This window comes from Sphingomonas sp. PP-CC-1A-547, assembly GCF_003610375.1.
Taxonomy (GTDB): Bacteria; Pseudomonadota; Alphaproteobacteria; order Sphingomonadales; family Sphingomonadaceae; genus Sphingomonas.
Genome location: NZ_RAPZ01000010.1, coordinates 746,706 through 759,950 on the forward strand (window position 1 = coordinate 746,706; position 13,245 = coordinate 759,950).

Annotated in this window: 12 protein-coding genes; 7 read left to right on the top strand and 5 right to left on the bottom strand. The window is 66.3% G+C overall.

Going from position 1 to position 13,245, the window contains the following annotated elements; genetic code table 11:
• Positions 1-192: 192 nt before the first annotated feature.
• Positions 193-1,071: a phenylalanine 4-monooxygenase gene (phhA, locus tag C8J39_RS04265; protein ID WP_120299374.1), complete on the bottom strand. Its 879-nt coding sequence runs from the start codon at positions 1,069-1,071 to the stop codon at positions 193-195.
• Positions 1,072-1,093: 22 nt separating this feature from the next.
• Between phhA and C8J39_RS04270 the strand changes: the two genes are divergently transcribed.
• On the top strand, positions 1,094-1,759 hold the full coding sequence (locus C8J39_RS04270; RefSeq protein ID WP_120299375.1) for a TIGR02117 family protein: 666 nt from the start codon (positions 1,094-1,096) through the stop codon (positions 1,757-1,759).
• A 207-nt stretch (positions 1,760-1,966) separates the two neighbouring features.
• Here C8J39_RS04270 and C8J39_RS04275 read toward each other — a convergent pair whose 3' ends face one another.
• Positions 1,967-2,245 carry a hypothetical protein gene (locus C8J39_RS04275; protein ID WP_120299376.1) on the bottom strand — a complete coding sequence of 93 codons (279 nt, stop codon included), beginning with the start codon at positions 2,243-2,245 and terminating at the stop codon, positions 1,967-1,969.
• On the bottom strand, positions 2,246-3,250 hold the full coding sequence (locus C8J39_RS04280; RefSeq protein ID WP_120299720.1) for a glycerophosphodiester phosphodiesterase: 1,005 nt from the start codon (positions 3,248-3,250) through the stop codon (positions 2,246-2,248).
• A 141-nt stretch (positions 3,251-3,391) separates the two neighbouring features.
• On the opposite strand from C8J39_RS04280, the gene C8J39_RS04285 reads away from it, so the two are divergent.
• The 6 genes from C8J39_RS04285 (at position 3,392) to C8J39_RS04310 (ending at position 11,205) form a co-directional block, all read left to right on the top strand.
• On the top strand, positions 3,392-3,955 hold the full coding sequence (locus C8J39_RS04285; protein WP_082441359.1) for a 2Fe-2S iron-sulfur cluster-binding protein: 564 nt from the start codon (positions 3,392-3,394) through the stop codon (positions 3,953-3,955).
• Positions 3,952-4,932, top strand: a complete 981-nt coding sequence (locus tag C8J39_RS04290) for a xanthine dehydrogenase family protein subunit M (protein ID WP_120299377.1) — start codon at positions 3,952-3,954, stop codon at positions 4,930-4,932. Before C8J39_RS04285 ends, C8J39_RS04290 begins: the two co-directional genes overlap by 4 nt.
• A gap of 2 nt (positions 4,933-4,934) precedes the next feature.
• The gene (locus C8J39_RS04295; RefSeq protein WP_120299378.1) at positions 4,935-7,166 is read left to right on the top strand and encodes a xanthine dehydrogenase family protein molybdopterin-binding subunit; all 2,232 of its coding nucleotides are present in this window, start codon (positions 4,935-4,937) and stop codon (positions 7,164-7,166) included.
• A 208-nt stretch (positions 7,167-7,374) separates the two neighbouring features.
• The gene (locus C8J39_RS04300; protein WP_120299379.1) at positions 7,375-9,579 is read left to right on the top strand and encodes a xanthine dehydrogenase family protein molybdopterin-binding subunit; all 2,205 of its coding nucleotides are present in this window, start codon (positions 7,375-7,377) and stop codon (positions 9,577-9,579) included.
• Between the two features lie 98 nt (positions 9,580-9,677).
• Positions 9,678-10,601, top strand: coding sequence for an XdhC family protein (locus C8J39_RS04305; protein ID WP_120299380.1), 924 nt, complete (start codon positions 9,678-9,680; stop codon positions 10,599-10,601).
• On the top strand, positions 10,588-11,205 hold the full coding sequence (locus tag C8J39_RS04310) for a nucleotidyltransferase family protein (RefSeq protein ID WP_093396750.1): 618 nt from the start codon (positions 10,588-10,590) through the stop codon (positions 11,203-11,205). The genes C8J39_RS04305 and C8J39_RS04310 overlap by 14 nt, the downstream gene beginning before the upstream one ends.
• Here the strand turns inward: C8J39_RS04310 and C8J39_RS04315 are convergent.
• Positions 11,180-12,388, bottom strand: coding sequence for an ABC transporter permease (locus C8J39_RS04315; protein ID WP_056060727.1), 1,209 nt, complete (start codon positions 12,386-12,388; stop codon positions 11,180-11,182). The genes C8J39_RS04310 and C8J39_RS04315 overlap by 26 nt on opposite strands.
• 163 nt (positions 12,389-12,551) lie before the next feature.
• Positions 12,552-13,208, bottom strand: a complete 657-nt coding sequence (locus tag C8J39_RS04325; RefSeq protein WP_243643425.1) for an ABC transporter ATP-binding protein — start codon at positions 13,206-13,208, stop codon at positions 12,552-12,554.
• Positions 13,209-13,245: the final 37 nt, after the last annotated feature.

Here is a 13,245-nt window from a genome sequence, read left to right on the forward strand (position 1 = left end):
AGTCTGGGCCCCCGCCTTCGCGGGGGAACAAGTTGGTGAGGGTTGTCTTCACCCCACCTCCGGCACCCCCCCGGCGGAGGCGGGGCCCAGTTAAGTGAACCCTTGAGATAGAACCGCACCGCTATCCCAACTGGGCCCCGGCCTTCGCCGGGGTGGTGGCCGCTCCTGGGTAGTGGCCTTTTTGAGCGAAGCTTATGCGGTCTCAGCGGACGCCTTCGACGTCGCGTACGCCTGCGTACCCTCGGTAATCACCACATCCCCCGGCTCGATCCGCGCGACGGGGATATCCGGAAGTGCCTTCAGCTCTTCGTACAGCGGCGCGAAGTCGGTCTCTACCGTCAGCCGCAACAGCTCCTCGAAGCTCGGAATGACGAAGTAGTTCTGCTGGAAATCGTCGATCCGGTACTCGGTCCGCATCACGCGGGCGAGGTCTAGCGCGATCCGGTTGGGGCTCGGATCGTCGAGCGCGAACCGCGTTTCCGCATAGCTGGAGACGATGCCCGACCCGTAGATGCGCAGGCCTTCGGGTTCGGCGATCAGGCCGAACTCGACTGTGTACCAGTAGAGCCGTCCCAAGTATTTCAGCGCGTCCAACCCCAGCGCACGCTGGCCGCCGCGGCCGTAGGCGGCGAGGTAATCCGCAAAGACCGGGTCCGCCAACATCGGGACGTGGCCGAACACGTCGTGGAAGACGTCGGGTTCCTGGAGGTAATCGAGCTGGTCGGGCCGGCGGATGAAATTGCCCGCGACGAACCGCCGGTTGGCCATGTGATCGAAGAACACGTCGTCGGGGACGAGGCCGGGGACCGCGACGACCGACCAGCCGGTGAGCTTGGTCAGGCGCTCGGACAGTTCCTCAAAATCGGGGATGCCGGGCTTCGACAGCTTCAGCACGTCGAGCCCGCGCAGCCATGCGTTCGAGGCGCGGCCGGGGAGCAGCTTCGACTGGCGCGCGAACAGCGTGTCCCAGGTCGCGTGATCCTCCGCGGTGTAATCCGCCCAGTTCTGCGGGATCGTCCAGTCGGGCGCGCCTTCGGGCGGGGTGCTCAGCACGTGTGTGTCATTGGCCATGCGGCTGGTCTAGCATGACGGAATGAAGACGGAAACGCGTTGGGTTACATGGATTTTATGGGCAGTCGCTTCGCTGTTCGGGGTGGTTGCGAGCTATGCGGTGGCGGGGCTGGTCGGCGGGTCGATCCCGAGCAACCGCGGCTGGCGGGCGCCGGTCGAGGGCGTGCATATCTTCGTCGAGAGCAACGGCGTGCATACCGGGATCATCGTGCCGAAGATCGCGGCCGGCGTGGACTGGCGCGGGGTGGCTCGGGCGGAGGATCTGCGTGATCCGCGGTTTGGCGCATTCGATCATGTGGCGTTCGGGTGGGGAGAGAAGACGTTTTATCTGGAGACGCCGACCTGGGCGGACGTGAAGCTGCGAACCGTGGTTGCTTCGGCGATCGGGAGCGATCGGACGTTGATGCATGTGGATCATCTGCCGAGGCCGCCTGCCGGGGATGGGGCTCGGGAGATCGTGGTGACGCCGGCGCAGTATCGGCGGCTGGCGGCGTATATCCGGGCTAGCTTTCGGGATGGGGGTGCGCGGTATCGGGGGTATGCTGGGTATGACGCGTTTTACGAGGCTGACGGGCGGTATAGCGCGGTGCGGACGTGTAATGCTTGGACGGGGGATGCGCTTCGGTTTGCGGGGGTTCGGGTTGGGCGGTGGACGCCGTTTCCGGTTACTGTGATGGGGTGGTTTTGAAGCTAAGCTTGTTCTCCCGCGAAGGCGGGAGTCCAGACTGGGCTCCCGCCTTCGCGGGAGAACAAGGGAGTCAGGGAACATTGGCGTGGGGCACCACCCCGGCGGAGGCCGGGGTCCAGTTGGGGGACGTTGCTGACTGAGCGCAGCGCTACATTACTTCTGTTTCCCAACTGGGCCCCGGCCTTCGCCGGGGTGGTAGAAGGGAGCTCAGTTTCCCGCGCGGTAGCCTTGGTACTGGCCGCATTCCGAACGCTGCGGGTCCTTCTTGCAACGTTTCGCCAGTTCCTTGCGCTGCTTGCCCTCTTCGGCTTCCTGCTTGCGCATCTTCTTGCCGTAGTTGCGATCCGATTCTTCCTGACTGGTCGTGGTCCAGTCGACCGCCTTGCCGGCGACCTGGAACGGTGCCTTCACGATCGAGGTTGCTGTGCTGATGCAGCCACTTACGAGGAACGGCAGGACCGCGAGTACGGGGAGGACTTTACGCATTTACTTCACTCCTGCGCGGGACCGATCGCGCGCTTGGGCCCCGTATAGCGGAAAGTCGGTGAAGAAACCGTCGATACCTTGCGCGAGGCCAGCGTCGATCTCCGCGGCGATGTCGCCGTGGGCGGCGGGGTCGGTGCCGCGGCGGAAGCGGGTCGGTTCGAAATAGTTCTCGGCGCGGTAGGTCCAGGGATGGACGCGTAGCCCTGCCGCGTGCGCGTCGGCGACCAGCGTGGTGGGGGTCGCGTCGGTCCAGAGCATGCTCTTGTTCGGGCCGATGCCGTAGGCGTAGGCGGCGACCGCCTTCAGGCCTTCGGGCGTGATCATCACCTTGTAGCTAGGCTGCGCGCCGTCGGCGGGACCGCCCTCCCCGTCCATGAGCTGGATCAGGCGGATTTTGGTCATCTTGTGGAGGCGCTGGAGATTGGCGACCTCGAACGACTGGATGAACACCGGCGCCTTCGCCGAATCCCAGCCGGCCTCGCGCAGTTCGGCGACCAGTTTCGCGTCGGTCGGGTGGCCGATCTTGACGAAATAGGTCGGATGCTTGGTCTCGGGATAGATGCCGATCGTCCGGCCCGTCTCGGTCGTGCGGCGCTTGGCGAGCGCGATGATCTCGGCGAGCGTCGGGATCTGGAACTGGCCGTCATAGGCGGTGTTCGCGGGTCGCAGCTTTGGCAGCCGCTCCTTCGCGCGCAACGTCTTCAGTTCGGCGAGCGTGAAGTCCTCGACGAACCAGCCGGTCATCGTCTGGCCGTCGATCGTCTTGGTGGTTTTCCGCGCGGCGAACTCGGGATGGTCGGCGACGTTGGTCGTCTCGGCGATATTGTTCTCGTGGCGCGCGACGAGGACGTCGTCCTTGGTCGGCACCAGATCGGGCTCGATGAAGTCCGCGCCCTGGTCGATCGCGAGCTCATAGGCCGCCAGCGTATGCTCGGGTCGAAGCCCGCTCGCACCGCGGTGCGCAATGACGATTGGGGGCGACAATCGGGGAGAAGCTGGCGTCATCGCAACAGCTTGCCCGCTCAGCGCTATGAACGCCAGCGTACCAACACGTGAGAGCTTGTCGCAATAGGAAACGATCGGTCGCATCGGCGTTGAGTCCTCGAAATCCGTACATTCCCGGCACATTCAACCAGGGGCACCGCCATGCATTTCACGATCAATGGTCAATCATATGACGCCGAGCCCGATATTCGCACGTCGGTGCTCGACCTGTGCCGCGAGCATCTCGGGCTGACGGGCTCGAAGAAGGGCTGCGATCATGGACAGTGCGGCGCGTGCACGGTGCTGATCAACGGGCGCCGCGTCAATTCCTGCCTGACGCTCGCGGTGATGCACCAGGACGACGAGATCACGACGATCGAGGGGATCGGCCAGCCGGGCAACCTCCACGCGTTGCAGGACGCGTTCGTGCGGCATGACGGGTATCAGTGCGGCTATTGCACGCCGGGGCAGATCTGTTCGGCGGTCGGCATGCTCGACGAGGTCAAGAAGGGTTGGGCCAGCCATGCTTCGGGCGACTTGACCGATCCGAAGTTCGACGATGCCGAGATTTCGGAGCGGATGAGCGGCAATCTGTGCCGCTGCGCCGCCTACCCGAACATCGTCGACGCGATCCGTGAAGTCGGTGGTGCCGAGCCCGCAGGCCGGACCGCGGATGAGAAGGACGCCGCGATGGAAGCCAATGCGCGTGGGGAGCTGGTGGCATGAAAACCTTCGCATACGAAAAGGCCGCGACGCCCGAGGCTGCGGTCAAGGATATCGATACCGTTGGTGCGAAGTTCATCGCGGGCGGTACGAACCTGCTCGACCTGATGAAGTTGCAGGTCGAGACGCCGGACAAGCTGGTCGACATCTCGCGGCTCGATCTCGCGAAGATCGAGGAGCGTGAGGATGGCGGGCTGACGATCGGTGCGCTGGTGCCGAACAGCGATCTCGCCGCCGACCGCCGCGTCGTCACCAAGTACGAAGTACTAAGCCGCGCGTTGCTGGCCGGTGCGTCTGGGCAGTTGCGCAACAAGGCGTCGACCGGGGGCAACCTGCTCCAGCGGACGCGGTGCTATTATTTCTACGACACCGCAGCGGCCTGCAACAAGCGCGAGCCGGGCAGCGGCTGTTCGGCGATCGGCGGGTTCAACCGTATCCTTGCCGTGCTGGGGACGAGCGAGCATTGCATCGCGACGCACCCGAGCGACATGGCGGTGGCGATGCGTGCGCTCGACGCGACGATCGTGACGCTGAAGGCGGACGGCGATCGTCGGCGGATCTCGATCCACGACTTCTATCGCCTGCCGGGCGACACGCCGCAGATCGAGAACGCGCTCGAGGCGGGTGAACTGATCACGCACATCGAGCTGCCGGCGCCGGTCAAGGGCAAGCAGGAATATCGCAAGGTGCGCGATCGTGCGTCGTATGCGTTCGCGCTCGTTTCGGTGGCAGCGATCGTCGATGTGCAGGACGGCGTGATCGCGTCGGCCTCGCTTGCGTTCGGCGGGCTTGGACCGATGCCGTGGCGCAACCCGGCGGTCGAGGCGGCACTGGTCGGCAAGGCGCCCTCCGATGCCGCGTTCGAGGCCGCGGCGACCGCGCTGCTGGCCGATGCCAAGGGCTATGGCTCGAACGACTTCAAGATCCCCCTCGCCCGTCGCACGCTGATCGCGACGCTGCGCAACGTCACGGGAGCATAAGCATGTTCGGTTTTGGCACCACCAACAGTCTCACGATGGACAAGCCGCATCCAGACAGTCTTCTGGATACGGGCGTCCAGGGCGTCATCGGCAAGCCGCTCGACCGAGTCGACGGGCCTCTGAAGGTCACCGGCACGGCGACCTATGCCGCGGAATACCAGTTCGCGAACATGGCGTATGGCGTGCTGGTCGGCACGAAGATCTCGGCGGGCAAGGTCGTTTCGATCGACGTCGACGCGGTGAAGAGCATTCCCGGCGTGATCGACGTCGTGACCGATTTCGATCGGTTCATCCGTGTGGCAGCGCAGGGCGGCGCGACCGATGCACCGACGCAGGGCGTGAAGGACATCGCGTTCTTCGGCCAGATCGTCGCGATCGTGCTCGCCGAGAGCTTCGAGGTCGCGCGTGACGCAGCGGCCCGGTTGCCGATCGAGTATCAGGCGAGCGAGGGGCAGTATGACTTCGCCGCGCATCGTGACGAGACTCGCAAGCCGGCCGACGATGCCACGCAGGCGCATTTCGCGCAGGGCGACGTCGACAAGGCGATGGACGACGCGCCGGTGACGATCGACGTTACCTACGTCACGCCGAGCCAGAACTCCGCGGCAATGGAGCCGCATGCCTCGATCGCGGTGTGGGAAGAGGATGGCTCGCTAGCGCTGTACGGCGCCTATCAGATGCCGACGTCAGATGCCCAGCAACTGGCGAAGTCGCTCGGCGTGTCCGAGAAGAAGGTGCGGATCATCGCGCGCTATATCGGCGGCGGGTTCGGATCAAAGCTCGGCATCGCGCCCGAGAGCGTCGCGGCGGCGATCGCAGCGAAGCAGCTTGGCCGGCCGGTCAAGGCGGTGATGGCGCGCCAGCAGGTGTTCGAGGCGACCGTGCGCCGCTCCAATACCGAGCAGCGCATCCGGCTTGCGGCCGATGCCACCGGCAAGCTCAGCGCGATCGGTCACGAGACGCTCACCTCGAACCAGTCGACCGAGGATTATTTCGAGCCCGCGGGGATCGGTACGCACATGCTGTACGGTGGCGAGAACCGGATCATCACGCATGATATCGTCGATGTGAATTTCGTCGTGTCGGGCTCGATGCGCGCGCCGGGTGAGGCTGTCGGCATGATGGCGCTGGAAGGCGCGATGGACGAGCTGGCCGAGAAGCTCGACATGGATCCGATCGAACTGCGCCGGATCAACGACCCGGCGGTCGATCCCGAGAAGGACGTACCGTATTCGTCGCGCAATCTGACGCGTGCACTGGACGAGGGCGCGGCCAAGTTCGGCTGGGACAAGCGCCAAAAGGCCGGGACGCGGCGCGAGGGCGAGTGGCTGATCGGGACGGGCGTGGCTGCGGCAGTGCGCGGGAACATGATGCAGGAATCGTCCGCGAAGGTGGAGATTCATCCGGATGGCTCGGCGACCGTGTCGTCGGCGATGACCGACATCGGCACGGGCAGCTACACGATCCTGGCGCAGATCGCGTCCGAGATCCTGGGTATTCCGGTCGAGAACATCACGATGTCCTTGGGCGATACCAACGATCCTCCGGCCGCCGGTTCGGGCGGTTCGTGGGGCGCGACGTCGTCGGGGACGGCGGTGTATCTCGCGTGCGAGATGCTGCGCGGGAAGCTGGCCAAGGCTATGGACGTCGACGAGGCTGACCTGACCTTGAAGGACGGCAAGGCGATCGGCGACAATCGTTCGACACCGATCGGCGAGCTGGTCGGCAAGGGTCTCGAGGCGACCGGGCACATCAAGCCGGGCAAGCAGGAAAAGGAAACGACCCAGGCGTCGTTCGGCGCGCATTTCGCCGAGGTCGCGGTGAACGCCGTGACTGGTGAAGTACGCGTGCGGCGGATGCTCGGGTCGTTCGCGGCGGGGCGCGTGCTCAACGCGAAGACCGCGCGGTCGCAGTGTCTTGGCGGGATGACGTTCGGGATCGGCGCGGCGCTGACCGAGGACCTGATCCACGACCTGCGTACCGGCAAGCTGGTGAACCACGACCTCGCGGAATATCACGTGCCGGTGAACGCCGACATTCCGCAGATGGACGTCCATTTCGTCGACGAGCGCGACATCCATGCGAATCCGATCCACGCGAAGGGGATTGGCGAGCTGGGGATTTCGGGCGCGGGTGCTGCGGTGGCGAACGCGGTGTATAATGCGACGGGGATCCGGGTGCGGGAGTTCCCGATTACGCTGGATAAGCTGCTGGATCAGTTGCCGGCTGTTTGAGGGCGGAAGCTGAGCCGTCTCCTTCTAGTTCCCCCGCGAAAGCGGGGGCCCAGGAGCCACGCAGGATAACGCCCGTAACCCTGGATCCCCGCCTTCGCGGGGAAACAGGAAATGTTGCGGGCGTTTTCTTTCAGGCGCGGAAGGGCGGTCCGTCTCGTCAAACGCCCCCAGCCTACCCATATCCTTCCCTCCACCCGAGGACCGCAGAATGAACGAACACGTGATGGATGCGGCGTTTCGGCCGGGTGGTCTCGACCGCGCCAAGCAGGGCGTTCTTGGGCTGGGGCTCGACCGGATCGAGGGGCCGGCGAAGGTCACCGGGGTGGCGGACTATGCGTATGAAGGCACGCCCGACGGCATAGCCTATGCCGCGATCGTCGGCACGCCGGTTGGCAGCGGGCGCATTCTCGGTATTGACGTCAGCGCCGCCGAAGCTTTGCCCGGTGTCATCGCCGTCATCCATAACGACCCGCGTATGCCCGCCGGCGAGTCCAATTCGCGCGCGATGCCACTGTTCGATACCGACGTCATTCTCCACCTCGGCCAGCCGGTCGCCATCGTCGTCGCGGAGGATCAGGCGATCGCGCGCGATGCCGCGGCGCTGGTCGTGGTTCGCACCGAGGCGGGCGAGGATCGGTTCGACGTCGAGGCGCAGCCGGTCGATACCGCGCCGAAGATCGGCTTCCTGCCGCCGATCGACAATGGCGATCTCGATGCGGTGATGGCGGACGCGGCGGTGACGTTCGACCGGACCTACACGACGCCCGTGCATTTCCCCGCCGCGTTGGAGCCGCATGCGACCACCGCGTGGTGGGAGGGCGACAAGCTGACCGTGCGGTCGAGCAACCAGGTGATTGGCGGGGCGCGGAAAACGATCGCCAAGGCGCTGAAGATCGATGCGGATAAGGTGCGTGTCCTCGCCCCGTATGTTGGCGGCGGGTTCGGGGGCAAGACTGGCGTGGGTCCGGAAGCGATCCTCGCGGCGATCGCGGCGGAGGTCGTCGGGCGGCCGGTCAAGGTCGCCCTGCCCCGTCGCCAAACTGCGTATATGGTCCACCACCGCTCGCACACGACGCAGCGGATCCGCATCGCGGCCGACGCAAACGGCGTGATCCTCGGCATGGGGCATGAGAGCGTCGTCGCGCAGAACGACGATGGCGAGTTTCTCGAGCCGGTGCCGTTCGGGACGCTGCCGCTGTACCGGGGCGACGCGCGGCGGTTCAAGACCGACCTGGTGCGGGTCAACCTGCCTGCGAGCGGTGCGGTCCGTGCGCCGGGCGAGGCGGTCGGGACGTTCGGGGTCGAGTGCGCGATGGACGAACTGGCCGAGCAGCTTGGGATCGACCCGATCGAACTGCGGCGGCGCAACGAGCCCGAGACCGATCCGATGAGCGGCAAGCCGTTCTCCACGCGGCGGATGCTCGATTGCTACACGCAGGGCGCCGAGCGATTCGGCTGGCCTGCTAAGGTGCCGGCGCCGGGCTCCGTCCGCGAGGGCGAATGGCTGGTCGGGATCGGCATGGCGGCGAGCCTGCGCGGCAACTTCACGGTCGAGGCGCAGGCGCGCGTACGGCTGGAGGCGGATGGCCGCGCGACGGTCGAATGCGACATGACCGATATCGGCACGGGGACGTACACCATCCTCGCGCAGACCGCGGGCGAGATGCTCGGGCTGCCGGTCGCCGAGGTCAATGTGCGGCTCGGCGATACCGACTTCCCGCCGAGCGCGGGGTCGGGCGGGTCGTTTGGCGCTGGCAGCGCGTGTTCGGCGGTGGTGCTCGCGTGCGAGGATATCCTTGGCGAACTGGCGTTGCGGATGAACGCGGCGCCAGAGGATCTGAGCCTGCACGACGGCTGCGTTAGCGCTGGAGGGCGGTCAGTGAAGCTGGCGGACCTCGTCCGCGGCGAACCGATCGTGGCGATGGGCAAGACCGGGCCGGGTGCCGAGAGCAAGCGCACCAGCCAGGCAAGCCACGGCGCGCACTTCGTCGAGGTCGCGGTGAACGCGGTGACCGGCGAGACGCGCGTGCGGCGGATGCTGGGCGTGTTCGATGTCGGGCGGGTGCTCAATCGCAAGACCGCGACGAGCCAGATCACCGGTGGGATGGCGTGGGGGATCGCCTATGCGCTGAGCGAGGAGGGCATCGTCGACACGCGGACGGGCGCGTTCGTGAACCCCGATTTCGGCGAATATCATGTCGCGGTGAATGCCGACATTCCACAGCTGGAGGTGCATTTCATCGAGGAGATCGACGACTCCGCGAACCCGGTGGGGGCGAAGGGCGTTGGCGAGCTTGGAATTTCCGGCGCGGGGGCTGCGGTGGCGAATGCCATCTACAACGCGACGGGGGTGCGGGTTCGGGACTTTCCGGTGACGCTCGACAAGCTGCTCGAAGGGTTGCCCTCGATTTAAGAGCTGTTCCCCCGCGAAGGCGGGGGTCCAGGGTTTCAAACGGAGCGTTCGTGGCTCCTGGGCTCCCGCCTTCGCGGGAGAACGAGAAGAGAGACAACATGGCCGAAAACGATAGCGTGCTCGCTGCTGCGAAGACCTGGAAGGGCGACAAGATGGCGATCGCCACGGTCGTGTCGACCTGGGGATCTGCGCCGCGACCTAAGGGTAGCCATATGCTCGTCCACGCCGATGGGCGGTTCGAGGGATCCGTCTCGGGCGGGTGCGTAGAGAGCGACATCCTGGCCACCGCCGCCGAGGTGATCGCCGGGGCGCCGTTCCAGGTGCGCAACTACGGTGTCGCGGATGCGGCGGCGTGGGAGGTCGGGCTGCCGTGCGGCGGCGAGATCGCGGTGATGGTGCAGCCGGTGTCGGCCGAAGGGTTCGATCCCGAACTGTTCGACCGGATCGCCGATGCGCGCGACCAGGGCGATGCGCTGACGGTGACGACCGACCTCGCGACCGGGCACAGCGACGCGCGACCGTTGGAAACGGGCGAGGTGTTCGTCAACCGCTACGATCCGCCGCGCCGGCTGCTGATCGTCGGCGCGGTGCAGATCGCGCAGGCTCTGGCTGGGCTCGCACGCGAACTCGGGATCGAGACGGTGGTGATCGATCCGCGAGCGCGCTTTCTGACCGAAGAGCGGTTTCCCGGCGTGACGCTCGACGACCGCTGGCCTGACGAGGCGATCGCCGCGCTCCGCCCCGGCCCCTCGACCGCGGTCGTGACGCTGAGCCACGACATCAAGATCGACGACCCCGCGCTGATCGCGGCGCTCGCGTCCGATGCCGCGTATGTCGGTGCGCTCGGCAGCCGCAAGAGCCATGCGGCGCGGCGCGAGCGGCTTGCCTCGGAGGGCGTTACGGCGGAGAACATCGACCGGATCGATGCGCCGGTCGGGCTCGACATCGGCGCGATCGGACCGTCGGAAATCGCGCTGTCGGTCGCGGCGGCGATGATAGGAGCGTTCAATGATCGCCGCTGAAAACGTCTTCCTCATCCTCCTCGCGGCCGGGCGCTCGGAGCGGTTCGGCATCCCCAACAAGCTCGAGGTGCCGTTCCTCAACAAGCCTTTGGGCATGCACGTCGTCACCGCGTTCGAGAACATTCCGTTCAAGCGGCGGCTGGTCGTCACCGACGGCTGCAAGCTCGACTTCATCAGCCATCATTTCGAAGTCGTGCACAACGACGATCCGTCGTCGGGGATGTCGCAGTCGGTGAAGCTGGGTGTGCAGTGTGCCAAGGACGAGGGCGCGGAGGCGGTGCTGATCGCGCTGGCCGACATGCCGCGCGTGACCGCGGCGCATATCTACCGGATGCTCGATGCCGCCGACAGCGCGGATGCGGTGGTCGCGTCGAGCGATGGCGAAAAGCCGAGCCCCCCTGCCCTGTTCGGGCGCGAGCGGTTCGATTTCCTGCTGACGCTGGACGGCGACGCGGGCGCGCGTGACCTGGTGAAGGCGGGGCGGCACGTCGTGACCGCGCCCGCCGAACTGATCGACATCGACACGCCGGAGGATCTGGACCGGCTGCAGGCGCTGGTCCGCGATCCCAAGGCGGCGATCACTCGTGCCTTAACGCGTCGATAGGGTTCATCGCCGCCGCGCGCCGGGCCGGGAAATAGCCGAAAACGACGCCGATCACTGCGGAGATCGCGAACGCGAAGATGTTGATCTCGGGCACGAACAGCCACTGAACCTTGATCAGCGGCGCGATGATCGCGATCGCGGCCTGCGCCACGATCAGCCCGATGACGCCGCCGAGGCACGACAGCGCGATCGCCTCGACGAGGAACTGCAACAGCACTTCGCGCGCGACTGCGCCGATGGCCAACCGTATGCCGATCTCGCGCGTGCGCTCGGTCACCGACACCAGCATGATGTTCATGATGCCGATCCCGCCGACCACCAGGCTGATCCCCGCGACCGCGGCGACGATGCCGGTGAGCAGGGTCGTGGTACCGGTCAGCGTGTCCGAAATCTGCTTGGTGTCGAATATATTGAAGTCGTCGGGCTTGTCGCCGGTGATGGTACGGCGTTCGCGGAGCAGGTCGGTGATCCCGGCCTGCACCGTGCTGGTCGAGAAGCGCTCGTCGACGCCGACCAGCATCAGGCGGATATCGCGGTTGCCGGTGAAGCGCCGCTGGACCGCCTTGATCGGCATGACCACGGTGTCGTCCTGATCGCCGCCGAAGCCGGCCTGGCCGCGGGTGGTCAGCACGCCGATCACGTCGCAGCTGATCGGTCCGATACGGAAACGGTGGCCGACCGGATCGCCGCCGGGGAACAGGTTTTTCGAGACGGTATTGCCGATGATGCAGACCGCGGCACCGGCGCTTTCCTCGACCGGCGTCCAGCGGCGGCCCGAGGCGAGCGGCCATGGCTGGACCTGGAAAATCGCGTCGGTGGTGCCGTTAATCGTGGTCGACCAGTTGGCGCCTTCGTAGATCGCGGTGGCTGTGGCGCTGGCTTGCGGCGCGACCGCGGTGACGCCGGCGATCTGGTTGGCGATCGCGGCGACGTCCTCGGGCTTGAAGTCGGGCGGGCGCGGGCCGCCACCGCCGCGACCGAAGCCCTGGCCGGGGCGGACCTGGAGGATGTTGGTGCCGAGCGCGGAGATCGACTGCTGCACGGCGGCGGTGGTCGCCTTGCCGAGCGTGACCATCGTCACGACCGCACCGACGCCGATGACGATGCCGAGGATGGTGAGGAACGACCGCAGGAGGTGGCGGCGGATCGAGCGGAGCGCGAGGACGAGGGTTGTGCCGAACATTAGCGCGTCGCTCCGTTGTCGAGAGCGCAGTCTTGCTGCTCCCCTTCCGCTTGCGGGAGGGGTCGGGGGAGGGGCTGATCAAATAGGCCGGACGCCAGTACGTACGTCGCGCCCTCCCCTGACCCCTCCCGCAAGCGGGAGGGGAATGCGTTTTGGGAGGCGCTCACGATTCCACGCTTTCGCCTTGGCGGTGCTGGCTTTCGATGCGTTCTACCAGGCCGTCCTTGAAGTGGACCACCGTCCTGGCGAAGGCGGCCATGTCGGGTTCGTGCGTGACCATCAGGACCGTGATGTTCTTCTCTGCGTTAAGCCGCGTGAGGAGTTGCATGATCTCCACCGAGCGTTCGCTGTCGAGGTTGCCGGTCGGTTCGTCGGCGAGCAGTACGTCGGGGCTTGTCACCAGCGCGCGGGCGATCGCGACGCGCTGTTGCTGGCCGCCGGAGAGCTCGGCCGGGGTGTGATCCCACCAGTCCGCGAGCCCGACCGTATCAAGGCTCGCCATTGCCGCGTCCCGGCGCGCGCGCTTTTCGTCGCCGCGGTAAAGCAAGGGGAGTTCGACATTCTCCAGCGCGGACGTGCGCGAGAGAAGGTTGAAGCCCTGGAACACGAAGCCGAGATATTTCCGCCGCAACAGCGCGCGCTGGTCGCGGTCGAGCGTCTCGACGTGGTGGCCGCGGAACAGGAATGTCCCGTCGCTCGGCACATCGAGGCAGCCGAGGATGTTCATCGTCGTCGACTTGCCCGACCCCGACGGCCCCATCACCGCGACGAAATCGCCCGCCGCGATGTCGAGGTCGACGCCCTTGAGCGCCTGGAACATCGTCGCGCCCTGCCCGTACGTCTTGGTGACGCCGCGC